The organism is Baaleninema simplex PCC 7105 (assembly GCF_000332355.1).
Taxonomy (GTDB): Bacteria; Cyanobacteriota; Cyanobacteriia; order Cyanobacteriales; family Geitlerinemataceae; genus Baaleninema; species Baaleninema simplex.
Genome location: NZ_KB235958.1, coordinates 2,701,250 through 2,725,262, shown reverse-complemented (window position 1 = coordinate 2,725,262; position 24,013 = coordinate 2,701,250). Strand labels below are relative to the sequence as shown.

At 50.1% G+C, this 24,013-nt stretch carries 28 protein-coding genes and 1 tRNA gene; 18 read left to right on the top strand and 11 right to left on the bottom strand.

Translation table 11 applies throughout. The annotated features are described in order from the left end of the window. The first annotated feature begins 83 nt into the window (after nucleotides 1-83). Nucleotides 84-476, top strand: coding sequence for a DUF4278 domain-containing protein (locus GEI7105_RS0114055; protein WP_017661086.1), 393 nt, complete (start codon nucleotides 84-86; stop codon nucleotides 474-476). A gap of 99 nt (nucleotides 477-575) precedes the next feature. On the opposite strand, the gene dnaN is transcribed toward GEI7105_RS0114055, so the two are convergent. Then, the gene (dnaN, locus tag GEI7105_RS0114050) at nucleotides 576-1,727 is read right to left on the bottom strand and encodes a DNA polymerase III subunit beta (RefSeq protein ID WP_026097652.1); all 1,152 of its coding nucleotides are present in this window, start codon (nucleotides 1,725-1,727) and stop codon (nucleotides 576-578) included. Nucleotides 1,728-1,888: 161 nt separating this feature from the next. Here dnaN and GEI7105_RS33520 point away from each other — a divergent pair, with 161 nt between their 5' ends. Beyond that, the gene (locus GEI7105_RS33520) at nucleotides 1,889-2,686 is read left to right on the top strand and encodes a hypothetical protein (RefSeq protein ID WP_017661084.1); all 798 of its coding nucleotides are present in this window, start codon (nucleotides 1,889-1,891) and stop codon (nucleotides 2,684-2,686) included. 278 nt (nucleotides 2,687-2,964) lie between these two features. Here GEI7105_RS33520 and GEI7105_RS0114040 read toward each other — a convergent pair whose 3' ends face one another. Next, a complete protein-coding gene (locus GEI7105_RS0114040; protein WP_017661083.1) occupies nucleotides 2,965-3,720 on the bottom strand; it encodes a phycobilisome rod-core linker polypeptide in 756 nt (251 codons plus the stop codon). A 175-nt stretch (nucleotides 3,721-3,895) separates the two neighbouring features. After that, nucleotides 3,896-4,525: a phycobiliprotein lyase gene (locus GEI7105_RS0114035; protein WP_017661082.1), complete on the bottom strand. Its 630-nt coding sequence runs from the start codon at nucleotides 4,523-4,525 to the stop codon at nucleotides 3,896-3,898. Nucleotides 4,526-4,697: 172 nt separating this feature from the next. Between GEI7105_RS0114035 and GEI7105_RS0114030 the strand changes: the two genes are divergently transcribed. The 9 genes from GEI7105_RS0114030 to rplL all read left to right on the top strand — a co-directional run bounded on the left by GEI7105_RS0114030 (nucleotide 4,698) and on the right by rplL (nucleotide 10,204). Then, nucleotides 4,698-5,648, top strand: coding sequence for a class I SAM-dependent methyltransferase (locus tag GEI7105_RS0114030; RefSeq protein ID WP_017661081.1), 951 nt, complete (start codon nucleotides 4,698-4,700; stop codon nucleotides 5,646-5,648). A 190-nt stretch (nucleotides 5,649-5,838) separates the two neighbouring features. Next, complete coding sequence (gene rplS / locus GEI7105_RS0114025) at nucleotides 5,839-6,249, top strand: 50S ribosomal protein L19 (protein WP_017661080.1); 411 nt, start codon at nucleotides 5,839-5,841, stop codon at nucleotides 6,247-6,249. 69 nt (nucleotides 6,250-6,318) lie between these two features. After that, a tRNA-Trp gene (locus GEI7105_RS0114020) sits at nucleotides 6,319-6,391 on the top strand. A 214-nt stretch (nucleotides 6,392-6,605) separates the two neighbouring features. After that, entirely contained in the window at nucleotides 6,606-6,830 is a 225-nt protein-coding gene (secE, locus tag GEI7105_RS0114010) for a preprotein translocase subunit SecE (RefSeq protein ID WP_017661078.1), read from the top strand. Continuing rightward, nucleotides 6,827-7,480, top strand: coding sequence for a transcription termination/antitermination protein NusG (nusG, locus tag GEI7105_RS0114005; protein ID WP_017661077.1), 654 nt, complete (start codon nucleotides 6,827-6,829; stop codon nucleotides 7,478-7,480). Before secE ends, nusG begins: the two co-directional genes overlap by 4 nt. A gap of 3 nt (nucleotides 7,481-7,483) precedes the next feature. After that, on the top strand, nucleotides 7,484-7,909 hold the full coding sequence (gene rplK, locus GEI7105_RS0114000; RefSeq protein ID WP_017661076.1) for a 50S ribosomal protein L11: 426 nt from the start codon (nucleotides 7,484-7,486) through the stop codon (nucleotides 7,907-7,909). 110 nt (nucleotides 7,910-8,019) lie between these two features. Then, entirely contained in the window at nucleotides 8,020-8,739 is a 720-nt protein-coding gene (rplA, locus tag GEI7105_RS0113995) for a 50S ribosomal protein L1 (RefSeq protein WP_017661075.1), read from the top strand. 430 nt (nucleotides 8,740-9,169) lie between these two features. Next, the gene (gene rplJ, locus GEI7105_RS0113990; protein ID WP_017661074.1) at nucleotides 9,170-9,730 is read left to right on the top strand and encodes a 50S ribosomal protein L10; all 561 of its coding nucleotides are present in this window, start codon (nucleotides 9,170-9,172) and stop codon (nucleotides 9,728-9,730) included. Between the two features lie 66 nt (nucleotides 9,731-9,796). Further along, nucleotides 9,797-10,204, top strand: a complete 408-nt coding sequence (gene rplL / locus GEI7105_RS0113985) for a 50S ribosomal protein L7/L12 (RefSeq protein WP_017661073.1) — start codon at nucleotides 9,797-9,799, stop codon at nucleotides 10,202-10,204. Between the two features lie 92 nt (nucleotides 10,205-10,296). On the opposite strand, the gene GEI7105_RS0113980 is transcribed toward rplL, so the two are convergent. Both GEI7105_RS0113980 and GEI7105_RS0113975 read right to left on the bottom strand, forming a co-directional pair. Beyond that, nucleotides 10,297-11,115, bottom strand: a complete 819-nt coding sequence (locus GEI7105_RS0113980) for a peroxiredoxin-like family protein (RefSeq protein ID WP_017661072.1) — start codon at nucleotides 11,113-11,115, stop codon at nucleotides 10,297-10,299. A gap of 34 nt (nucleotides 11,116-11,149) precedes the next feature. Then, on the bottom strand, nucleotides 11,150-11,713 hold the full coding sequence (locus GEI7105_RS0113975) for a Uma2 family endonuclease (RefSeq protein ID WP_017661071.1): 564 nt from the start codon (nucleotides 11,711-11,713) through the stop codon (nucleotides 11,150-11,152). A gap of 605 nt (nucleotides 11,714-12,318) precedes the next feature. Between GEI7105_RS0113975 and GEI7105_RS0113970 the strand changes: the two genes are divergently transcribed. The 3 genes from GEI7105_RS0113970 (at nucleotide 12,319) to GEI7105_RS0113960 (ending at nucleotide 14,918) form a co-directional block, all read left to right on the top strand. Beyond that, on the top strand, nucleotides 12,319-12,960 hold the full coding sequence (locus tag GEI7105_RS0113970; RefSeq protein ID WP_026097651.1) for a DUF262 domain-containing protein: 642 nt from the start codon (nucleotides 12,319-12,321) through the stop codon (nucleotides 12,958-12,960). 27 nt (nucleotides 12,961-12,987) lie between these two features. Continuing rightward, a protein-coding gene (locus GEI7105_RS33515; RefSeq protein ID WP_202804405.1) for an IS5 family transposase occupies nucleotides 12,988-13,775 on the top strand; the annotation gives its coding sequence in 2 pieces (ribosomal slippage) (nucleotides 12,988-13,279 and nucleotides 13,279-13,775; 789 coding nt in all). 234 nt (nucleotides 13,776-14,009) lie between these two features. Further along, on the top strand, nucleotides 14,010-14,918 hold the full coding sequence (locus GEI7105_RS0113960) for an HNH endonuclease family protein (protein ID WP_026097649.1): 909 nt from the start codon (nucleotides 14,010-14,012) through the stop codon (nucleotides 14,916-14,918). Here GEI7105_RS0113960 and GEI7105_RS34920 read toward each other — a convergent pair. From GEI7105_RS34920 to GEI7105_RS0113945, 3 genes are all read right to left on the bottom strand, one after another. Next, nucleotides 14,892-15,113 (bottom strand): hypothetical protein, encoded by a 222-nt coding sequence (locus GEI7105_RS34920; protein ID WP_071592014.1) that lies wholly within the window; start codon nucleotides 15,111-15,113, stop codon nucleotides 14,892-14,894. The genes GEI7105_RS0113960 and GEI7105_RS34920 overlap by 27 nt on opposite strands. Nucleotides 15,114-15,364: 251 nt before the next feature. Beyond that, nucleotides 15,365-16,150, bottom strand: coding sequence for a CPBP family intramembrane glutamic endopeptidase (locus tag GEI7105_RS0113950; RefSeq protein WP_017661069.1), 786 nt, complete (start codon nucleotides 16,148-16,150; stop codon nucleotides 15,365-15,367). Nucleotides 16,151-16,159: 9 nt separating this feature from the next. Then, nucleotides 16,160-17,851 (bottom strand): YcjF family protein, encoded by a 1,692-nt coding sequence (locus GEI7105_RS0113945; RefSeq protein ID WP_017661068.1) that lies wholly within the window; start codon nucleotides 17,849-17,851, stop codon nucleotides 16,160-16,162. 36 nt (nucleotides 17,852-17,887) lie between these two features. Between GEI7105_RS0113945 and GEI7105_RS38490 the strand changes: the two genes are divergently transcribed. Further along, entirely contained in the window at nucleotides 17,888-18,052 is a 165-nt protein-coding gene (locus GEI7105_RS38490; RefSeq protein WP_158413207.1) for a hypothetical protein, read from the top strand. 28 nt (nucleotides 18,053-18,080) lie between these two features. Further along, the gene (locus tag GEI7105_RS0113940; protein WP_017661067.1) at nucleotides 18,081-18,605 is read left to right on the top strand and encodes a DUF937 domain-containing protein; all 525 of its coding nucleotides are present in this window, start codon (nucleotides 18,081-18,083) and stop codon (nucleotides 18,603-18,605) included. Nucleotides 18,606-18,645: 40 nt separating this feature from the next. On the opposite strand, the gene GEI7105_RS0113935 is transcribed toward GEI7105_RS0113940, so the two are convergent. Further along, nucleotides 18,646-20,124, bottom strand: a complete 1,479-nt coding sequence (locus GEI7105_RS0113935) for a glycosyltransferase family 39 protein (protein WP_017661066.1) — start codon at nucleotides 20,122-20,124, stop codon at nucleotides 18,646-18,648. A gap of 153 nt (nucleotides 20,125-20,277) precedes the next feature. Then, the gene (locus tag GEI7105_RS0113930; RefSeq protein ID WP_245555411.1) at nucleotides 20,278-20,592 is read right to left on the bottom strand and encodes an SMR family transporter; all 315 of its coding nucleotides are present in this window, start codon (nucleotides 20,590-20,592) and stop codon (nucleotides 20,278-20,280) included. Between the two features lie 448 nt (nucleotides 20,593-21,040). On the opposite strand from GEI7105_RS0113930, the gene GEI7105_RS0113925 reads away from it, so the two are divergent. Together GEI7105_RS0113925 and rimM are read left to right on the top strand one after the other, a co-directional pair. Next, nucleotides 21,041-21,955, top strand: coding sequence for a M28 family peptidase (locus GEI7105_RS0113925; protein WP_017661064.1), 915 nt, complete (start codon nucleotides 21,041-21,043; stop codon nucleotides 21,953-21,955). A 163-nt stretch (nucleotides 21,956-22,118) separates the two neighbouring features. Beyond that, nucleotides 22,119-22,727 carry a ribosome maturation factor RimM gene (gene rimM / locus GEI7105_RS0113920; RefSeq protein WP_017661063.1) on the top strand — a complete coding sequence of 203 codons (609 nt, stop codon included), beginning with the start codon at nucleotides 22,119-22,121 and terminating at the stop codon, nucleotides 22,725-22,727. 119 nt (nucleotides 22,728-22,846) lie between these two features. On the opposite strand, the gene GEI7105_RS0113915 is transcribed toward rimM, so the two are convergent. Beyond that, the gene (locus GEI7105_RS0113915; protein ID WP_017661062.1) at nucleotides 22,847-23,611 is read right to left on the bottom strand and encodes a tRNA(His) guanylyltransferase Thg1 family protein; all 765 of its coding nucleotides are present in this window, start codon (nucleotides 23,609-23,611) and stop codon (nucleotides 22,847-22,849) included. Nucleotides 23,612-24,013 lie beyond the last annotated feature (402 nt).

Genomic DNA, 24,013 nt, shown 5'->3' with positions numbered 1-24,013 from the left:
GCATAAAAGTCCAGATTTCAGCAACGAAGTCTCGACCGCTAAGCAAACATCTTTGTTGTCTCGGACTCAGGAACTCGAAAAATATGAAACTCTGTTATCGCGGTGTCCGCTACGACTCCACCCCCCCAACGCTAGAAATGACCGAAAGCGAAATTCTAGCCACTTATCGCGGACAATCCTATCACGTGACCTATCCGCGCCATATGACGGTTCTGCAACCGGTTGCAGAGTTTAAATATCGCGGCGTTCCCTACCGGACGACGGAAACCGGGCGTATCGAAACCGCCGACGGCCGCCCAGTCGCCGCAACGCCGACGACCGCAACGGAAATCAGCCTGAGCGAAGTTGCCCGCATTCACCGGGACAACCTGTGCCAACGACTGTCCGAACGCATCGCCGCAGCCAAAGCACAGGGCAACCAACAACTGCTCGAAATTCTCGAGCAAGAAAGCGAACAGCTCGTGTGTTCCCGTTAACCAAACTACGTTAACGCAGCCGCCAACGCACGACACCACTCGAAAAACTTGGGATACAAAAACCGGGACGCTCGAACGCGTCCCTTTTTGATGCCGACATCAATCGCGAATTTGCACCGGCATCACTAAATGCGTCATCTTCGTTCCACCCAGCGGCGTTAAAATCACCGGAGAAACGGGGGTGTTGAGTTGCATCTGAATCTCCGTCGATTGAAGGTTTCGCAGCGACTCCATCACGTACTTCACGTTAAACGCAATTTCGATACTGTCGCCGGATACCTGCACGGTCAGCTTTTCGTTGGCACTTCCCACATCGGCGGCGTCCACGCTCAACGTCAACTGTTGCGCCTCGGCATCAAAGCTAAACTTCACAATATTATTTTTGCGATCGGCAATCACGGCGATACGCTCTAACGCCCCTAACAGTTGGCGTCGTTCCACGTTGACCTGGTTCTCGAACTGACGGGGGATTAACTGACGGTACGCCGGATACGATCCTTCTAGCGTCCGACTCGTCAGCCGTCGGTCTTCAATCTCGAACACCGCTTGACCCTCATCGAAATGTAACGCGATGAGGTCAGTTCCGGCGCGTTTGCCGATAATCCGCTCTAATTCCCGCAACGCCTGGGCTGGAACCGTCACCTCAAAGGCTTCTTCTTCGACTTCCGGGTTGGGTGTATCTTCGTCTTCTAAATTCACTGCTTCGACTACAGCGAGACGGTGGCCGTCCGTGGCGGCGAATTCTAACCCGTCCGCCTTCATCATGAGGTGAACCCCCGTTAGGACTTGCTTGGTTTCGTCGGAACTGGTGGCGAAGAGGGTTCCCCGCAAGCCTTCGATGAGGGCTTCGGTACTGAGTCGCACGACTTTGCCATTTTCGATCGCAGGAAGTTCGGGAAATTCTTCCGAACTCATCCCCTGAACTTGGTAATGTCCTGAAGCAGATGTGAGGGTCGTTTGCGTCGTATCGGATTCGTTTTCCAGGGTAATTTCACCGTCAGGAAGACGCGATACGATGTCGTTGAGGAGTTTTGCCGGAAGTGCGATTTCGCCCCCTTCTTCGATTTGGGCGGGTAGACTGACGCGAATGCCCAAGCTTAAATCGAAGGCAGTCAGTTGTAGGCGTTGGTTGTCCGCGTCCGCCGTCAGGCGCACGTTGGCTAAAACCGGGTGAGTGGGACGAGAGGGGACGGCGTGGGTGGCCAGAGACAAATGGGCGTTAAAATCCCCTTGGGTGCAAACCAGTTTCATGAGAGCGTTTCGGATAGGATAGCGATCGAGGATAGAACAGTTGTTGTCCGACCAACTTCTGCGAGAAAACGTCTTAAAAAAACACAATCGCCCTCCCCTCGCGGTGAAGAGAGAACGCATTCTAGAAAACGCAGCGAACTGCGATCGCGCCTTGGTGAAGTTTGGACGAACGACTCGTCAACCTTTCGAGCATAAAACCTCGATCGCCTTGGCGTCAACTTCGATCGCCTCCTCAAAACAGAGGGTTTTTATCGCTTTCTCGGGGAGCATGGGGCGTTTTTCTATCTCAGGACGGAAGACAAGGAGCGATCGCCCCTGCAACGATCGATATAGAGAACACGAACGGTATTATCGATCGCGCTGCCATGTCCGCTCCCCTCATCACACAAGAAGTTCGTTGGTTTCTCGATGGAGAACTGCCCCAATCCGTCAAACGGTGGTTTTTCAAAGACTGTCCCGGCAACTGGCTCTCCTGTGGAGATTCCCGAACCGACGTTTACTTAATGGTTCCCGAAAGCGAAGCCATCAACATCAAACGACGCCACGGCGACAGTCTCGAGCTGAAGTGGCGAGAATCGGCGTTAGGGGTTTGGCCTGTCGGAGACGATGCCGGACGAGTCGAATGCTGGTGTAAGTGGATTGAAGACGGAGATTTTCCCCCCTGCTATCTCCAGCAGTTATCTGAGCAGTGGTGGGTCGAGGTTCTCAAAACCCGATGGCAGCGGCAATATCGTGGCGTGCGCTACGAACTGACCCAACTGCAAACCTCCCATCGCACCAGTTGGAGCTTAGCTTACGAGTTAGACCTTCCCCACCCCAACGCGCGATCGCACCTTATCGAAATTCTCAACGAGACTCTCACTTCCTATCCCGACAGCAACCTCTCCCCATCTCACTCCTACAGCTATACCCACTGGTTGCTTTTCAGTCACCAGTCACCAGTCACCAGTCACCAGTGATACGGAATCCAGTTTTGAAAAACCTGTTTTGCGGCCTCCGTCGTAAATTCCCTGTACGCCGGGACTTAAATCGATTTTGGGAGATCGCGTTAAAAGGGGCTATGGTGTGCGGATTCCGTATGAAGACAGCGAACAGGTAACAGTTTCTTCCTTGTCTCCTTGAAAAATTGGGGCGACCCTTTCCACGCCTCGATCGCCGAAGCGATCGGAACGCGGACGCACTCGCCCCAATTCTTTGGTTTAGTGAAATACAACCAAACTGGCCGCCCAACCCTCGCTTAGCGACGAGGTACGGCAGACAGATAGTTGAGAGTTTGCAGCGACACCCGAGGAACGGGGTTTTGCTGCGGTGCCATCGAACGCGCCATACCCAAGAACCGTTCGGGATTGCCCTCGACGGGTTGCTTTTCTTGAGGACGGAAGCGACGAATCGCGTTTTGCCAGACGATTTGAGGGAAGCCCAACAAATCGCGGTGGTACGCGCCGTAACGGGGCGTTTTCAAGTTGAACGGCGTTTCGCCCCGTTCCCGTTGCGGCAGGTTGCGCCGACGTTGGAACGGAACGATGGTGTCGCCGAAGTTTTCGAGATATTCGTCGCTGCCGAGCAGTTTATCGACGAAGCCCTGAACGCCTTCGTTGACGATGACGATCGACCAGGCGATTTTCTCGCGTTCGCTGTACACGTCGCGTCCGAGAACGCGCTGCACGCACAACTCCGCGAAGCGATAGTTGCTGTTGGCGTCGAAGTTCCGACGACGGAACGGATCGGACAACAACAAGCCGCGAATAAACTGGCGCACCGTAATGCGACCGTCTTTGAGTTGAGACTCTAAAGCCGATTGACGGTTGCTTTTGAGAATTTGGTGTTCGCTATAAATTTGGCGATAAGCAGCCCAGATCACTTCTTCCATGCCACCGCCCGAAGGCAGGTTTTCGGTATCGAAGATGTAGGGCTGCTCGTCACCGGGAACTTCATATCCGGCTACACGCACGTTTTGGCTTTTCGGCGTGTAATTGAGTAAGGGAAGTGCCACGTTAATATCTCCCTACGCTTAAACGATTTGCTATTCAACCATGGACTAGCCAACTTTTAGAGTAGGGGATCGGGTTTCTCCCAGTCTCATTTTTATGAATGCCAGCAACAATTTTTAACAAAAAACGTAAACTTTGTTTACATTTTTGCGATCGCTTTCTATTTCGTGTTAAAGCTTACCATCCCAAAACCGAATAAAACGGCTGACTGGCTTCAGAACTGGCATCGGGATTCGTATCTAAATTGTCCGTGTCGTCTTCGAGGCGGCTTTCGGTGCAGAACGTCGCGGTACTAAACCCACCAAACCGTTTTACCGTACTGGTTCGCATCCGCACGCCGGGACTGGGGAACCAAAACCGCTCGATCGAACTCATGGTTTCGTATTCCGTAATCAAAATCATGCCGCCGTCGTCGTCGAGTTCGTAGCGTCCGGCGACGGGAACCACTTCAGCATAGCCCCGTTCGCGCAACATTTTCCCTTGGCGGGGATCGTTGGAGTCGGGAACGATCGCGAATACCGTCGATCCGGCGTGGTTTTCGTCGTTCTCGCGATCCCATTGCATCGAACCGTTCCAGCGCACGAACGCCCCACCGGAAGCATCGGCGGGATCGATATCGTGCATTTGGCAGATTTCTACGACGCGGGGATCGTTGGCGGCGAGGGTTTCGACGTAAATTTCCGATCCGCCTAACTCGGCGCGACGGAAGGGGAGGTGGTGGGTGGTTCGTTGAGAATGCCAAGTTCCCGCACTCTGCTCGAAGAACGCCATCGCATCGAGAGGCTTGGCTGGGGTCGCTTGATTCATTTTTAGTTCAATTCGATCGACGTTTCTAAGGTTTCGTATATTCTTGCAATTCTAGACGATCGCGGGTTCGCGGCCAGTTGCCGGTCTGCCGAACTGCTCTCTAACACCGTATCTTCGAGATATTGAGAAGAAATCAGATAAAATCGCTCTAGCGATATAAAACAATCATACGATGACAAGCCAAACCTTAAACAAACCCGCATGGGCTGGAGACGACTGGCTCTCTCGCCTGGTCAACCAACTGATTCAAACGCCGTTTCTGTATCGTGTCATGAAACAGCAGGCGCGGCGGGTTATGATTCGTACGGCCGAACGTAACGGTATCCCCTGGCGCGATCGCGTAGCCGCGTTAGAAACCTCCGACGTGAAAGCATTAGCCGATCGCCTGACGAATGCCAACGTTACCTATCCCGACTATTACAACGTTCCGTTTCACGCCTACGACGAGGGAAACCTCTGTTGGTTGGCAGCCTTTGAAGCCGAACCCGCCACTTACGCGATGGCGTTGCGCGTGACGCCAAAAGAGAACCTGTCCCCTGACGTAGCTTACGATCGCCTGCGGACGAGTTTCTACGACATTGTAGACAAACACCTCTGCTATCCCGTTCGCGACGTATTAGACGTGGGATGTTCGATTGGAATGTCCACGCGATCGCTGCATCGTTACCTGCGATCGCGTCAAAGCGAACCCGCGAACATCATCGGTTTGGACTTATCGCCGCAAATGCTAGCGGTGGCGCAACATCTCGATAGCGACAACGAGATCGATCGCTGGGTTCACGGATTAGCCGAAGCCACCGAATTTCCCGACAACAGTTTCGATCTCGTAACACTGCAATTTATTTTGCACGAACTCCCCAACGCTGCCACAGAAGCCATTTTTAAAGAAGCGCGTCGCATCCTGCGTCCCGGCGGAATCATCGCGATCGCGGACAACAACCCAAAATCAAAAGTGATTCAGAACCTACCTCCGGCGTTATTCGTCTTAATGAAGAGTACCGAACCCTGGAGCGACGAATACTACACCTTCGACGTCGAAGCCACCCTACAAAAGCTAGGCTTCGAGCATCTCGAAACCGCCCCCAGCGATCCCCGACACCGAGCGATCGTCGCCAGAGCCTGATGAGGGGATGATGTGATGAGAGGGGAAGACAATTGATGATTATTTCTTCCCTGTTCCCTATTCCCCGTTCCCTATTCCCTATTCCCTGTTCCCTGTTCCCTGTTCCCTGTTCCCTATTCCCTTACTCCAAAAATTGACTTGACGGGGAAGTCCGATCTACGATAGAAGGCTGCAACGTATCGAGGCAGCTATGAAGGGTCAAGAACTCATCCGATCGATCGAATCGGAATATATTAAGTCCGATATCCCAACCATTTACGTCGGCGATACCGTCCGGGTCGGCGTAGTCATCCAAGAAGGTGGAAAAGAGCGGGTTCAGCCTTACGAGGGAACCGTCATCGCCATGAAAAATGGCGGTATCAACCAAAGCATTACCGTCCGCCGAATTTTCCAAGGCGTGGGTGTCGAGCGGGTGTTCCTGCCGCACTCCCCGAGAATCAGCTACATCGAAGTTCTCCGTCGCGGTAAAGTCCGCCGTGCCAAACTCTACTACCTGCGCGATCGCGTCGGTAAAGCAACCCGACTCAAACAGCGTTTCGATCGCCCCATCGAAAAAGCTCTCAAAACCAAAACCAAAACCAAAAAGAAATCTAAAAAATAACTTGCTCGAGTACGGTAGCCGTGTGGTACACTCTTTAAGAAGGGGTTCGACGTCTGAACGAGACGGGATGCGCTCTTAGTTCAGTTGGTAGAACGCGGGTCTCCAAAACCCGATGTCGGGGGTTCGAGTCCTCCAGGGCGCGTTGAACCACCTAATTTCTTTGAGAGACGCTCTACCCGAAAGCTACTCAGTTGCCGATCGAACGGTCGGAAAAACAAGATAGCTTTCGGGTGAGTTTGTCTGATAGGCGGATCGAGGCCACAGACAAAACGGTCTTGCCAACCATCGGGCAACACAATCGATTCGTCGGCACTCGAATCGATCGAGACGCAATCCGTCAACAGAGGTGAATCGTCGTGGCGAAGAAAAACGGAGCCAACGCCCAAGAGACGAGCAAAGGGTTCGATCCCCTAAAGTTTCTCCAAGAAACCAAAGAAGAACTCGCTAAGGTCGTTTGGCCGTCGAGACAACAAGTCATCAGCGAGTCAGCCGCCGTGTTGCTGATGGTAACGCTGCTGGCGACGGCCATTTATTTGGTCGATAACTTGTTCGGTTGGGCTGCAAAGCAAATATTCGGATGACTTTTTCATCGAACGAACCATACGAACCCGACGAACGTTGGGACGACACCGATTCAGAGGACGTAGAAGAGGCTCCACGGAAACCGGCGCGAGCGCGTTGGTATGCCGTGCAGGTGGCATCTGGCTGCGAAAAGCGGGTCAAAGCCAACATCGAACAGCGCAAGGAAACCCTTGACGTTGCCGATCGCATTTTGCAGATCGCGATTCCCCAAACGCCGGCCGTCAAAATCCGCAAAGACGGCTCTCGTCAAAACATCGAGGAAAAAGTCTTTCCCGGCTACGTGCTGATTCAGATGATCCTCGACGACGACGTCTGGCAGGTTGTCAAAAATACCCCCAATGTGATTAACTTTGTCGGGGCAGAGCAACGGCGCCGCTACGGACGCGGCCGCGGTCACGTCAAACCGATGCCACTGAGTCCATCTGAAGTCGAACGCATCTTCAAGCAAACCGGAGAGCAAGAACCGGTCGTCAAAGTCGATATGGAGACGGGCGACAAGATTGTCGTGCTGTCGGGACCGTTCAAAGACTTTGAAGGCGAAGTCATTGAAGTGAGTCCCGAACGGAGCAAGCTTAAAGCACTGCTATCGATTTTCGGACGGGACACGCCTGTCGAACTAGAGTTCAATCAAGTCGAAAAACAGAGTTAACGAATGCCTAAAAAAGTAGTCGCGCTTATCAAACTCGCGATTCCGGCGGGTAAAGCGAACCCCGCACCGCCCATCGGTCCGGCGTTGGGTCAGCACGGCGTGAACATCATGCAGTTTTGCAAAGAGTACAACGCCAAAACTGCCGACCAAACCGGAACCATCGTCCCCGTCGAAATCTCGGTTTACGAAGATCGGAGTTTCACCTTCGTTCTCAAAACGCCCCCCGCTTCAGTTTTGATTAAGAAAGCGGCCGGTATCGAGAAAGGTTCGGGAGAACCCAACCGCACCAAAGTCGGTTCGATTTCGCGGGCGCAGTTGAAAGAAATTGCCGAGACGAAAATGCCCGACCTCAATGCCAACGACATCGAGGCGGCCATGAACATCATCGAAGGAACCGCCCGCAACATGGGCGTGAAAGTTGAAGACTAATCTCGCGTCTTCACAATTGCCTGAGAGATCTCGTACGACACTTCAATTGTTTGTCGAACTATTGAATGGGGGAGAGGTCAAATACTTCGTTAGCGACCCCACACAAGCGAATGCCAAAGAAAATTTCTCGTCGATTACAAGAACTTCAACAGAAAGTTGAAGATCGTCCCTACGAACCGACCGAAGCCCTCCAACTCCTCAAAGAGACGGCAACGGCGAAGTTTCCCGAATCTGCCGAAGCCCACATTCGGCTCGGGATCGATCCGAAATACACCGACCAACAACTGCGAACTACTGTAGCGCTACCCAAGGGAACCGGACAGGAAGTGCGAGTTGCTGTCATCGCCCGAGGCGAGAAGGTACAAGAAGCCTCCGATGCCGGTGCTGACGTCGTCGGTTCCGAAGAGTTGATTCAAGAAATCCAGCAAGGTCGCCTCGACTTCGACTTAGTTATCGCGACGCCGGACATGATGCCCCAGGTGGCGAAACTCGGTCGCTTGCTGGGTCCCAAAGGGATGATGCCCTCGCCCAAAGGGGGAACCGTCACGTTCGATCTCGAACAGGCCATTTCTGAGTTCAAAGCTGGTAAACTAGAATTCCGGGCCGATCGCACTGGAATCGTTCACGTGATGTTTGGGAAAGCCGACTTCTCCGTGGAAGATTTACTGACGAACTTGAAAGCCCTGCAAGAATGTATCGATCGCAACCGTCCTTCGGGGGCGAAAGGTCGTTACTGGCGCACGGTTTACGTTTCTTCGACCATGGGACCGTCGATCGAAGTGGACGTGACCGCTCTGCGCGACCTGAAACTGGCCGAAGCGGCTGCGTAAACAGACAGAATTCCATAGCACAAAACATTCAGTTTGTCAATGAAACAGACCTAAAACTGAATATCCCCTCACGCCAAAGACAGTAGGCTGCTGGAAAGCGTAACGTCCTGCCGAGGTGAGAAGCATTCCGATTTTGGAAGATCGAAAAAACGCGATCGCCCCCAAAATCACGCTTTCCCCCGGCAGTCCGTCGGGGGAATTTTTTGCAGGGAAGAGTGAAGAGGGCAGAGTGTTTCGGCACTCAGACCCTGTTCGCTTGAGGGGGGAGGGGGGGAGAAGACAGTGAAGAGTGAAGAGGGCAGAGTGAAGAGTGTTTCGGAACTCGTGACCTGTTCGCTCGAGGGATGGGAGAGCGGAGTTCTGGAGTATATAGAACTGGTTCGAGCGTGTCTCCCAAGGTATGGCCCAGCCGTAAAGGAGGTGAATCCGTTTGGGCAGAACATTAGAAAACAAAAAAGAAATCGTTGCCGAACTTAAGGAACAACTGAAAGACACTCAGTTAGCCGTCGTCATCGATTATCAAGGGCTGTCAGTTGCCGAAATTACTGACTTGCGGGGACGCCTGCGCGAAGCCAACGCAACCTGTAAGGTAACGAAAAACACCCTGATGCGAATTGCCATTGAGGGTGACGAAACCTGGGAACCGATGACCGCCTTTTTGAAAGGATCTTCGGCATTCCTATTCGTTCAAGACGATCTCGGTAGCGCGATTAAAGCCTACCAAGCCTTCCAAAAAGACACTAAAAAAACCGAGCTTCGCGGTGGTGTCATGGAAGGGCAAAAACTGGAAGCAGACCAGGTTAAAGCCCTGACCGAACTGCCGACGAAGGAAGAACTGATCGCCCGCATCGCCGGTGCCATCAATTCGATTCCGACGAAACTGGCAGTCGGCCTCAACGCCGTTCCGACAAAACTGGCTGTGGGTATCAAAGAAGTGCCGTCTTCTTTGGTTCGCGCCGTCAAAGCGGTATCCGAAAAAGAAGAGCAATAAGCTCGATCGTATGCCGATTTTTTCTCAACTCTGGATTTTTTGTCAACACACAAGGAGTTCTCTACAATGTCCGAAAAAACCGAACAAATCTTAGAACAGCTCAAAACTCTGTCTCTGCTGGAAGCTTCCGAATTAGTCAAACAAATCGAAGAAGCCTTCGGCGTGGACGCTTCTGCTTCCGCTGGCGGCGGCATGATGATGATGGCTCCCGGTATGATGGCGGGTGGCGCTGCTGCTGCGGCTGAAGAAGTCGAAGAAAAGACCGAATTCGACGTGGTCTTGGAAGAAGTCCCCAGCGACAAGAAAATTGCGGTTCTCAAAGTGGTTCGCAGCTTGACCGGCTTGGGTCTCAAAGAAGCCAAAGAAATGGTCGAAAGCGCTCCCAAAGCCATCAAAGAAGCTGTGGCAAAAGACGCTGCCGAAGATGCCAAGAAACAACTCGAAGACGCTGGCGCGAAAGTGTCCGTCAAGTAGGGTTGGGTCGAGGGGATTTCAGTTTACGATTGAAATCCCTCTATCTCGTCAATGCGATCGCCTTAAGTTTCGGACTCGAGGCGATCGCTTTTTTATGGATTTTTTGCGGTTTCTGGTTGTATCGCGGGTTTCTCTGCATCGCGATATTCCGACAAAAACGAAAGGGGATTGCTGGGGTTTTCGGCAAATCCCAAAATGGAGCGATCGCGATGTTCGTAGTGTAGAGTTCCGTGGCGATCGAACAGAAAAGTCGCCCCTCGCTGCGTTAAATACGCCGGATTGGGAACGTAGGCGTTCCAATGGCGCAGCACTTCCGCCATGTTTCGCAATCGCAAGGTAGCCAACTCGAACGGACGCTGAAAGCCACGGCCTCCCGCAAAGTTGAAAAACGAGCCTTTCAGCGGCGGTAGGGGAGGCGCTTTGACCACCTCGTCGTCACCGATGAGTTGGGGTGCGTTGCGGTCGCCGCGATAGCCGCGAAACACTTCTGCTAAGGTGCCGGGACTGCCAATGCCAGCACACATTAACAGTAGGTTTAACCAGGCTTTTTGACCCTCGGACAAGCCGGGAACTTTGACGGAAAGTCCGGAATAGAGGTCGAGTTGTCGGTGAAGTTCCGCCTCGGGGTCGACGAATAACTCCTCAGCGGGAAATCCCGTGTAGTCGCAGAACTTTTCCCCCGAGGCGCGATCGCCAATACCGACGGCGCGAATCGCCAATCCTTCGGCTTGCAACTGTTCCCGTTCTCGCTGCATCCACCAAGCATATTCGAGACTGTCGAAATCGCCAAGTTGCGGCCAGACGAGGACGAGAGTAAGTGGCGCAGTTTCACAGTTTTTGAGAATGGGTTGAGTGGTTCCGTCGCTGACTCGCTGGCGTTGGGTGTTTTGGAAGATGTTGTAGGGATTCATGGCTGGCGATTTGAGGCTGCTTTAACTGTTAATTTTATAAATCGACGCCGCGATAGAGGTCTGCGATCGCCATTTCGAGGTCGATACTTTTCAGGAGAACGCGATCGCCTGCGGTGTAAGTGACGCTTTCCCAAGTTGTACCGTCGGCTGTCTCGACGCGGCGGAAACATTCGACGCGCATCGTATCTTGAGACAGGAGAACGTATTCTTCGAGGCTGTCGAGTTGTTGGTAGTCCTCGAATTTCGTGGTTCGATCGAAGTCTTCCGTGGAGGGAGATAGGACTTCGGCGATGAGTTTGGGATAGCGTTTGATGTAGGGGTCGGTGCGATCGCGGCGATCGCAAGTCACGAAAGCATCGGGGTAATAGAAGAAGCGATCGGCATAGTTGAGTTTGACATCGCCAGAGAAAAACTGGCAAGTGTCGTCCGTGAAGTGCAGGTTGAACGCCGTGAGGAGGTTTATGGCGATGCGGCTATGGTTGCCGCTTCCACCTGCCATCGCGTAGACGAGTCCGTGGCGGTATTCGTGGCGAATGGGGGTTTCCCGTTCGATGGCGAGATATTCTTCAGGGGTAAATCCACCGGGAATGGCAACCATTGCAGGAAGCTGGCTGAAGTTGGTTTGCTTCTAGCCTAACGTTGTATATATAGAAGCTGAGTTGGTGAGTCTGGACGACATGACTATCTCAATTGTACCGTTGGGTTTAGAACAGCCAGCCGAGTCGAGCGTGTTGAGATCGGCACGATGGCAATCAGATTTTCTTTTGATAGACTGAGATTGGCGTTTGATGAGCTGTGATCGATAGATTAAAACAAGAATAAATTATGAAGATGTATGCCACAAAAGGTGCATTAATCCTGAATACAGCGGGTTCAGGAGTTAAGAGTAACGTACGAAATTCTAAAAGCCTTGCTACGTATCGTTCGAGATGTATCGCATAGTTGCGAAACCCGCTATATAGCTAGCCCAACTGATTCGTGAAATCCTGTAATCTGAAAGTACTGTAGCACGGCGATCCCAACTACAGAGGGCGTTCACAACTCAAATGATTCTGCTATATATGATATATAGCCAGCCCAACTGATTCGTGAACTCTTGCAATCTGAAAGTACTGTAACACGGCGATCCCAACTACAGAGAGTGTTCACAACTCAAATGATTCTGCTATAGTAATAAGGACGATCGATAATTTGAGTGAAAATATGGAATTAAATGCTGAAACCAAGTCTGTTAATGAAATTCTGTCCTTAAACAATCGTTATGTAGTTCCTCGTTTTCAAAGAGAATACTCATGGGGTCAAGAAGAAATCAAAGAGTTTTGGGAAGATATTTTTCAGCAACTCGAGATTGATGAAGAAAAAAATGAAATCAAGCACAATGAATATTTTATTGGATGTATAGTGCTTGTCGGAGATGAATCTAAGCCAGAATACTTAATAGTTGACGGACAACAAAGATTGACAACTTTAACAATATTGCTTAGAGCAATTGTAGAAAGATTTAAGGATTTGAAGGAAGAGTCTGCCGCTCAAGGTTTACATCAAAATGTTATTCAAGGTGTAAACGACGATGGAGATAAGTTTTTTAAACTAAAAAATGAGAGTCCTAAACCTTTTTTTCAAAATGAAATACAGGCTTTTTCACCTGAAAATTTAGGAAGTCCTAAAAGTGATGAAGAAAAGCTAATCAAGGAAGCTTTTGAATTTTTCAAAACAAAAGTAGACGATGTAAAAATTAATGGTTTTACAGACGTAGAGATTGTTAAGGCAATACGAACTCAGATAGAGGATATCTGTGAAGAAAAGATAAAGAGAGGGAAGGAAGAGGGAAGAGAGGAAGGATAAAAGAGAAGAAGCCAGTTAGACAGAGCCATGACTCGACAAGGATATCCCAGCGACGTGAGTGACGCCGAATGGAAAATCGTGGAACCCCTTCTGCCTCGAGCTAAGTCAGAATCAGGTCGAGGCAGAAAAAGAACCGTGGATATGAGGGCAGTCTACAACGGCATCCGATACGTGTGTCGAACGGGCTGTGCCTGGGAATACTTGCCCCATGACTTCCCCCCCGCAAAAACCGTCTATGGATATTGGCGTAAATGGGAGAAGAAAGGGGTGTGGCAGTATATCCACGACCACTTGAGAGAGGCGCTGCGAAAAAAAAACAGCGAGGGGCAAAAGCCAGCGCTGGCATCATTGACAGTCAATCGGTCAAAACGACAGACGTGGGGGGTACAGGCCGAGGGTACGACGGCGGAAAGAAAGTCAACGGCCGCAAGCGACACATCCTGGTAGATACCCTGGGATTGATAATTGTAGTCTTCGCTCATGCCGCGAATCTCGCCGATTCCACCTCGGCCCGAATGCTGCTGACGGAGAGTACCTGGTGTGAGCCAACTCTGGGGCAGGTCTGGGCTGACCAAGGCTATCGTGGTGAGAGGTTACAGCGAGTCGCTCAAGGCTGTGACTTGGAGTTGGAGGTCGTCGAACGGACTGAACCGGGTTTTGTCGTTTTGCCAAGACGCTGGGTCGTCGAACGCACCTTAGCTTGGTTAGGAAAGCACCGACGTTTGAGTAAGGATTACGAGCGTCTTCCTCAGATGAGTGAGTGCTTTGTATATCAAGCCATGACAGCTCTGATGCTCAAACGCCTCACCTCTTAATTTTTTCTTTATAGATACCTTCTATTACGCTATCTAAAATTTATTCGCGTAACAGCGAAGAATGAAGACGATGCTTATACCATTTTTGAGACATTAAATGCTAGAGGAATAAGCCTTTCATCTGTCGATCTTATAAAAAACTGGATATTCAAAAACTATAATCAAATACATCCAAATGACAACGCCAAAGATGATTGGCGTGAAATCAGGAAAACTATCAATGAATTTTCAGATATGGAAACTTTTTTTCGTCATTACTGGAATTCAAAATACTCTTTTGTGTCTGGAAGCCACTTATATAAAAGCTTCAAGAAATTTCATAAAGACGGTAAAATACCAGATGCAAAATTGTTTCTTTTAGAGGTAAAACAATCTTCTGAGATATATAGAAAAATTGGAAAACCCAGCGAAAAAGACTGGACAATTCAGAAGCAGCGTTCAATCAAAAAATCTATTGAGTTACTCAATCAGTATCAAGTTACGATAGTTCGTCCCTTCCTGCTTTCTTTGTTAGAATGTCGTAATCAAAAAAATCTCAATGAAACAAGGCTAATTAACACAATTACAAATCTAGAAAATTTCCATTTAATATTCTCGCGTCTTTGTCAGGAGCGTGCGTCAGGCTTAGCAAATAAATATTCAAGCTCTGCAAGAGCACTGCACCGGGCGGGCAATGATGCAAATAAAATTGCAAAAATTATTGATGACTTAAATGATTATCTTAGAAGCAAGCGCCCAAGCCTACAAAAAATTGAAGATTCACTAACTAAAGTTAACTATCGAGATAAGGATGACAAAAGATTATCACAAATTATATTTGAAAAAATAGAGCATTTTTTGAGATCGACAGGTGAGTTAAACGTTGCTGTTTTTTCTTTAGAACATATAAAAGATCAAAGTGCAGGTGCTAGTTGGATAAATAAGATTGGCAACCTCCTCCCACTAGATGAATCTATAAATAATAAAATTCCTTCCCAATTACTATTTTCAGATAAGAAAAGACGATATCAAGAATCTGAATTTAAGACGGTTGATAAATTTTTGAAATTATTTAATGAAGATGATGAATGGACGGAACCTACATCAGAAAAGTGGATGAATGAAGTTTCAAAGCTCTTAGAAGAGGCTACACGAATTAAGTAGTAGAAGTGAATCGCGATGTCGCATCCAGCGATGGCGAATCTTATCCAAACTCGCGCGTTCTTCTGCGGTCAGTGACGGTAAATCCTCATACCATTCTGGGAAGAAGCGATCGCTCTGCGCCGCCGCTAAATCGAATCGCGCTTCGAGTTGTGCCATGCTCGTGAGGGCTTGAGAAATCGCTCGAATTGAAGTCATGACATGGGTGCATCTCAAAAATGTAAATTCATCGAATTGGGCGCACTCAATTTCCAGATCCCCGGCATCTTGGAGATGCCGGGGATCTTATACCGGAAGTGCTAATCGCCAATCCTTCAGCTTGCAACTGTTCCCGTTCTTGCTGTCAATTTTATAGATCGACGCCGCGATCGCAGACCTCGATCGCCATTTCGAGGTCGATACTTTTCAGGAGAACGCGATCTCGGTAACTTTCCTCAAAATATCAACTCTCAACGATCGACGATCGAAAGTCCGAACAACACCAAAACCCCCAAAACCCCAGCCAAGGGATTGTTATCGATACCCGTCACCCAAGAAGGAACCGCGTCAGTGTACGTCACCAACTGTCCCACATTGACCAGATAATACCCTCCCACCAGTCCCCCATGTAAACCGATGGGAAATCCCAAACGTCCTTGATTGCGGCGTTTCGCCTTCACCAACACCAACCCCAACACCACCAATCCCACAAACTGCGGAAAGGTGCGGAAAATCTCCGAAACGGGTTTGAGAAAGTGCGACACTGCAAAAATTAAAATGTTCGCCACCGTCGCCACAACCACCCGGTAATCCCGACGCAACTCGTCCCACAACCAACCGCGAAACAGCAACTCCTCAGCCAATCCCACCGCAAACCCCACTAAAATCGCTTCTACAACCAAACGGGGAATCGCCATTTCAGTCGGTATCCAACGAACCCAGCCAAATACCGTTTCTACACCGAAGAGAACCGCCAACCCCAGCAATCCGACTATCCATCCTCGACCGAACTCGATTCCATTTTGACGAGTGAGAACGAAACCGTAGCGTTGAAAAACCCGAGGTTCGCCGTAAAACCGGCGTCCCCACCAGCGAACGAGATAGAGAAATTCGACATATAACAGCAACGTTCCCAGAATGCTGGCGGTGTTGGCGTCGGGAATTAAGCTGTAGATGGGAATCGCCAGGGGAAGCCAGCACAACAATAGCAACCCCAAAAACGCCAAAATCCGCAAGACAACCGATCGCTCTTTCATAGAAACTCGTTACCAGTCGTCGTTGTAGCGGCGTGGGGTTTCGTCCCAATCGGGGATATTGTCGTCGAGGGGAAACGGTTCTCGAGACCGAGGAGATGGGGGAGGCGTGCGCGATATCCCGATCTTCTCCCGTTCTTCGTATTCGTCGTAATAGTCGAGAGAAACGTCGTCTTCAGCATCGGGTTGGTTCAACTTTAACGGTTCGACGACGCGGGCGATCGCATCTTTAACAAAAGCTTTCACGAACTCGTCTTTCCGCGTCAACTGAAACTGACGTTGAACCACTTCCGACATTCCCCCATCTCCCCAATCGAGATCCTGGCGGAAATATTCAATAAAGCTTTTTCCGGCGATGCGCGTCAGATACGCCGCACTAATTCCCTGAATCGCTTTCCCCACGACGAGGGTTCCCACGTGGAACTGTAACGCCGTCGCCACTAACTGCACCACCCCTTTGACAATTCCCAAACTGGCCAGGGTTTTTCCGAGAGATACCGCCAGTTCTCGCCCGCGATCGAGGTTTAACTCGCACCCGTAAATTTTACCGATTTCGACGACCATTTGAGCGTTGACGGCGGCGGTCGCCAGTAAATCCACCCCAGGAAGCGGCGTCACGGCGATCGCACCGGCCCCTATCCACTGATAGCGATCGACCACTTTCACCGCTTGTCGGCGTCGCTGTGCGTCCACCAGGCGTCTGGCTTCGTCTCCCAACCGCTGGGATTTCAATAAAATATTATCGGCGACTAAATCTTCCCCTTCCGCCCGCAACACCGCCACGATACGACGAATTAACGGCATAATATCCGGGTCGGGTTTGAAGGCTTCCCCGGTTTGGAGACGCACGACGGGGGGATTGGCCGCCACGGGAACGATATCGCTGGGGGGAACGAAATCTCGCAGGCGCGATCGCAACCGGGCTAAAATGGTTTCGCGATCGCCTTCGGAATAGAGATCGATCTTATTAAAGACCACGATCGACCGTTTGCCGATTTCTGCCAACACCCCCAACGGTTCGAACTCCGACCGACGCAGATCGTTATCGACGACGAACAGCAACAAATCCGCCTCCGTCGCCCACTGTCGCGCAATTTGTCCCCGCTGGCTTCCGTCGGTTCCCGCTTCCAAAATTCCCGGCGTGTCGGTGATTAAAATATCGCGATCGAGACCTTGTAAATGCAGCGTATAGGTTTCCCCCTCCTCCGTGGTTCCCATCGGTGCGCTGACGCGTCCCACCACGCGCCCCAGAAGTGCGTTAATCACCGAAGTTTTCCCTGAAGAACCAGTTCCGAAAATGACGATTTGCAAGTTCCCGCGAGACATCGTCGCCTCGATTTCCCGAGAGCGACTCAGCAGGGCTTTTTTGGCGACCTCGTCTTGAATCTGCTGAACTTGCTGGCGTACCGAACTGAGATATTCCGAGGCGGCTTCGCTTTTGGTTTCCGGGGGTTTGACCGTCGGACGTCGGCGTTGTCGGCGTTGTTTTGCAGGGGTCCACAACAGCCGCAGGTAGTAGAAAAACGTTCCCAGGAGTAACGCCACCAAGCCAATCAACAGCAACAGCAGCAGATTGGCGAGAAAGGGATTCGCCGACCAGGTAATCTGACTGTAGAGCCAACCTAACGACGTCACCAACCAAATCGCCATCGCGAGGATGATGACGATTCCGATGACGAGGGTGAGTAGGCGAGAAAGGGGCATCTTTTACAGTCAACAGCGAGCAGCGAGCAGCGAACAGTGGGAGTAGTGTTCGGTGGACAGTTGGCGATCGCTCTACTCGGTCAGCGCATCGTCTCTTCATCAGGGTATCTCATCCGCTGGTGTTGCGGGGTTGTGGGTGGAGGAAGAGTTTGCGGCGAAGTTGTCATTTTGGGTGAGAACCGCGTTAAAACCAAAGTATGACTCGATAGACTGTATTGGAGACTGTTCTATGGGACTTTTCGACAAAATTACCAACGCCATCAACGATCCGAACCTGCAAGCCAGCGTCGGACAACTCGGAAGTATCGTCAACACGGTTCGACAAAGCAGCGACAGCCAGGGTCTCGATCCTGCAACTACTCAAGCGGTGATGTCGGTGGTGGGAACGCAGGTACGGAAGGCGTTGCAGGAAAAACGCCAAGATGAGGGGGAAGGAACGGTGAAAGCGATCGTCGATCGGTTTGGTGGAACGGACGCCAGTTTACAAGCGGTGCAAGCTTTGTTTTCGCCGCAGCGTCAAGAAACTGTCGCCGAAGAAGCTTCGCGTCAAACGGGGGCGAACGCGAGTACGGTACAGGCGTTGTTACCGATTTTGGTTCCGTTGGTGTTGAACTTCCTGAAAACGGGAAGCAACGCTCAAAACCCAGCTTCTGAGACGAATCCAGTGTTGTCGGGATTTCTCGACGCCGACGGCGACGGCGATGTGGATATGGGGGATGCGTTGCGCTTGGCGAGTCAGTTCGTCGATCGCTAGTTTACGAGAGGTCGGGCGATCGCGGTGTCAGAAACTCCTGTTAGCGGTTTGCGTTCGTCTCGGCGAACCCAATGCGAAACACCTGTCGTCCCGACCAAAACAGCAATATCCAAAGGGGAATTGTAGCTGCGATCGCCACGTACCACGGAATACCGACTGCGATAAAGGCGTTCGGCCAGATATTTAGGGTACTGCTAACGTACTCGTTGGCGGCGGAGTAATCCGTGGCGAGGGTAATGACGGGACTTCCGGTCGCCATTCGCCAGAGATTACCGACGGCGGCTTTGACCATATCGATCGCTTGACTGTTCCAGAAGCCCCAGACAAAAATTTCGTCGTCGAGACGGTTTTGTTCTCTGGCGTAGGCCATCCGAAAATGCCAGTTAGAAATTATTGAGGATAGTGAAAGTAAGACGCCCCAAGCGGCTAAACCTAGGGTTAAACGTTTGAGATAGGTTTTGCGAGCGATCGCCTTTATGTTGACGGCGTAGGGTAACAACAAAATCGGCGCGATCGAAATAAAGTGTCGCGGTCCCCAGCCCCAAGCTCCGTACCAACTTTGTAATTTACTGTGAAGTAACAACCAAGTGCTAACTAAAACTAAAACGTACAGCGCTTCGTTGCGATAGTGTCGGTAAAATCGACGAAAGAGTAAAACTGATAAAACGGCTAAGGGAACGTAAATAAATATACTTTTTCCAGGGCTGAGCAGTAGCCCACTCAAGCCCACCCAGATGTTGCCGTCCAAGCTGTTGTTATGAGCGTAAACCTCCGTTTGGACGGGAGATTTATAAAATAACCCCGTTCTCAGGTGATTGTACCAAGATTGCCAAAGAACGAACGGTAAAATAGTCGCGCTAGAGATTCCAGCAACTCGTAAAATTCTAGGAATCGAAAATCGATGATGTAAAATGAGATAAAATGCTGTGGCAAATATGGGTAAGATCGCTGAAAGTCTTGTGATAAAACTCAATCCCAGAAAAATGAATACTAAAATCAACCATCGTGTCTGTTCTTGTTTTTTATATAACATCAAATATAAGAGCGATAAGGTGAGTAGCATTCCACATAGAACGCCGTCGTATAAATTTCGGGAATACGTCCAAAAAAAGCTGGTAAAAACCAGAGAAAACATCCCAATAAGAGCGCACTTTTTCGATCGATCGAACCCAATTTGTAAGATGGCAAAAAATGCTGTTGCGGTAACAGCCGAATAAATTCCCGGCTGAAACGAAATGACAAACTGATGGAGGCGATCGATCGTCTCTGACGACACGAACGGACTTAAAACTGCACCGATCGCTAAATTCAGGGTTGCAGTCGGTAATAAAAACAAGACATTTCCGAACTCGTGAGATCCGTAACTGTTTCCGTTCGGTGCTGTGTAAGACAAACGAATTGGAATTTCGTCGGGTGTGTAGCCCAAACGCCCCGTTCGTACGATATGTTCGGCTAAAAAATAATGTTCTGTTCCTTCTGACGTATCGAATCCACTATTTGTTAGGGCGAATAAAGACACCCAAAATAAAAATATTATAAAATAGTATCGGATCGTTTTGAGCTTATTTATTGCTGTCGCGATTGAATGTTTTTTTGTTTTTAGATCGTTTGAATTGCGATTCATGATGATTTGCCAAACATGAAATTTAACTGCAAAAAACCGGATTGATTTTTACTGATTTTTACTCATTGCAATAGCAAAAATACCGCTGAGTAACAATCCTACTCCAATCCAACTTGTTGTCGTAACCTTTTCTTGAAGTGCGATCGCACCGACGATCGTAGTTGCGGCAACGGTTAAACCAATAACCATCGGATAGGCGATCGAAAGATTGAGCTTGCTCAAGACGGTGATATAAATTATCGTACTCAGTCCGTAGAGTGCGACTCCGCCTATTAGGAATAAGTTTAAAATCGCCTCTTTTCCCGATCCGAGTTTCAGAAAAAGCTGGGCAGTGGTATTTAAGGCAACTGTTAAAAGAATCAACAACAAATTCGACACGATCTTTTAGGTCAGATGACTTGTAAAACGACAAGAAAATCTATGGCAATTCCAAATCGGTTGTGTAACAAAATCGGAAACAAAAAGTAAAGAACAACAGGAAATCGATTTTTTGGGTGTTTTATTGAAGAATTACTTGCAATTGCTATATTTGGCGAACAAAAAACTGAGAGTTTATTGTTAGTTTTATAAAATTTGAAGTCGAGTGCGATCGCATCCAGTTGCCGCTCGAAGCACCTTGGAGTTTCATAAAATCCCGCGCCTGGAAAATTTCTAAATTTTAGAATACTTTAACTCAAACTTTTGAGAGCGATCGCAATTCTTAAATATCTTGAAATATTTTCGATCGTGTACGAGCCGATCGGTTAGTTTTAGGTAGGTAAAAGCTTAAAAACTTAGACTGTCGAGAACAGGAGGACGATCGCTCGTGTTAATGCCCGGAACCAGCCATAGCGGGCCGCTCCCGCCCTTAACTCCCGAGGAAATCGCCCTGCGCGATCGCCTCAAAGCCGATATCGAGCGCATCAGTGCCAACGGCGAACACAATTACATCGCTTACGATAACCTGCTCGCGGTGGCCGACTTCATCGAAGACGAATTTGCCAAAGCTGAATACGAAGTGCGATCGCAAGCCTACGACATCGAAGGCCAAACCTTCCGCAACCTAGAAGTCGAACGTCTCGGGACCGAAACCCCCGAATCGATCGTCATCGTCGGCGCTCACTACGACTCCGTCGTCGTCTCTCCCGGTGCGAACGATAATGGCAGTGGCGTCGCTGCCATCTTAGCCTTAGCCCGTGCGTTCGCCCACGTCAGCCCCAAACGCACCCTTCGGTTTGTCGCATTTGCCAACGAAGAACCGCCCTTTTTCCAAACCGAAGAAATGGGAAGCGTCGTCTATGCCAAACGATGTCGCCAAAGCAACGAAAACATCGTCGCCATGCTCTGCTTAGAAACCATCGGCTACTACGACGACGCACCGGGAAGCCAAAACTATCCTATGGGATTGCTCGAAAACATCTATCCCATCACCGGAAATTTTCTTAGCGTCGTGGGCAATTTAGACTCGGCCTTTTTAGTGCGTCAGGTGGTGGGAGAATTTCGCGATCGCACCCAATTTCCCTGCGAAGGTGCGATTCTTCCCGGTAGCGTTGCGGGAGCGGGATGGTCCGATCACTGGGCGTTTTGGCAATACAACTATCCGGCGGTCATGGTGACCGATACTGCCCCGTTTCGCTATCCCTACTACCACACCGCTGAAGACACCCCCGATAAAGTCGATTTCGATCGCCTGGCTCGAGTCGTCATGGGTTTGCAACGCACCCTCGACGCCCTCGTAAATGCCTAAGACTGCACGTCATCACGCAAAGCATCGATCTTCACGGGGGATCGATCGCCGTCGAAAGTACCGAAGGGATGGGAACGACGCTTATCGTGACGCTTCCCAACTGCGATCGTCAGACGGTTTCGGTAGAATAAAAGACTTCACGATACGAAAATTGCACGAGATTATGGCTGAATCGGAGTGGTTGGAAATCGGTCGCATCGTCGCCCCCCAGGGGTTACGGGGCGAACTGCGGGTGTATCCCAACACCGACTTTCCCGAACGCTTTTTAGAACCTGGAACGCGATGGTTGCGGCGGAAAGGGGAACGCGATCCCCACCCCGTCGAACTCCTGGGAGGGCGAGACATTCCCGGTAAAGGGTTGTACGTGGTGGAACTCGAGGGCGTCGAGACGCGGGAAGCGGCGGAAGATTTGCGCGATGCGGTGTTGCTGGTGTCCGCCGACGATCGCCCTGAATTGGAAGAGGGGGAATATCACGTTTTAGATTTGGTGGGATTGGCAGTGTTCGATCGAACGACAGGCGATCGCTTGGGTGTCGTCACAGACGTTCTTTCAGCGGGAAACGACCTCTTGGAAGTGCAACTCGATCGCCCGTTTCTGGTTCCCGACACGCCACCCAAACGCAGCCGACGCAAGAAACCCAAACGCCCCAAACCCCCAAAACCGCCCACGGTGTTAGTTCCCTTCGTCACGGAAATCGTTCCCGTAGTGGATTTGGACGCCGGACGTATTGAAATCGTCCCACCACCGGGGTTGTTGGAAGTTCAGGCTTAGGGAGCAAGGGAGAGAGGGAGAGGGGGAGAAGGGGAGAAGGGGAGAAACAGTTATCTGTTTGCTGTCTTCACTGGTGACTGGTGACTGGTGACTGGTGACTGGTGACTGTTCCCCGTTCCCTATTCCCTGTTCCCTATCAACTGTCGAATAAATTGGCTGTATTCGTCTTTCATGGGTAAGTCTAAATCGACCTTGAGCCGTCTTCGTGTCGATTTCGCGGTTTCTCTCGTTTTGGGATTCGTTCCCTCGATTTCGTAAGTTTCCCAATACAACCCAACTCCTCGTTTTTGCCAGTTGGGTAAGTCGTTAAAATTGATGTTGTGTTGAAATAACAACTCGTTTTTCTGGGCGACGGAGAGGCGATCGAGCTGTTTGACCACCTGTTGGGCTGATACGCCGTCTTTTCGTAACGCCCAATAGCAATGAGAATTGAGAGAGTTTCGATGAGCGTCTTCGTTGCGCCAGCGAAAGTAATCCACGACGAGTTCGGGGGTTGGAAGCTGACAAATTCGACAGTCAAAGCTGGCGACTCGTCCGATAAGCAAACTAAACTTCGCCCCGGCTTCGCTGGCTAAAATGGAATTGAGTTTGCGTTCTTTGCGTTGAAAAGATGCTTCGTTGAGGGCGAACAACAACGAAATTTCATCGCTTTGGGTGTAGCCGTAAGTAATTTTAATGCCACAGGTCATTAAATGTTTGACCGTTTCTAGCATTAAGTCGCGAAATTTGGCATCGTAGGGGGCTTCAAACTGACAGATTTCTTTAGTGAGTTTGGTAAAACAACGACCGTCGAGTCGTGCGACTATGTAAATTCCGGGTAGGACGTAGCGATCGTTGATACTTTCAAATTGTCTTAATTTTTTGTCGAGTTCGTCAAATTTCATGTCGAACGATTTTCTATACTTAAGTTAGCGATCGCTTGTTTGATGAATCTATCTTAACACGAAATACCATCGCCCCTGTTTTGACGCCCAAGGTTCGAGCAATGGGAGAACATTTCGCTTTGAGAAGAAAGGCGATCGCTCGTTTTTCGTCAGATAATCCCTCGAAATTTCCTTGGGGTCTTCGGAGTTTGAGGTGATAATAGTATAATAGAAAACAAATGCAGGCGGATCTAAAGATGAACTTTTTTGTAGAAGACTTAATCAACTTACCCAAAGTAAGAGTGAGAAGCGTGGTCAGGGAACGCGAAGCAATATTTTTGCAGCTAGGCTTTAGAGAAGAGGAAGTTGCCTGTCCTCATTGTGGCAAAAAGACGGGCGAACTTAACCAAACACGAACCGTTA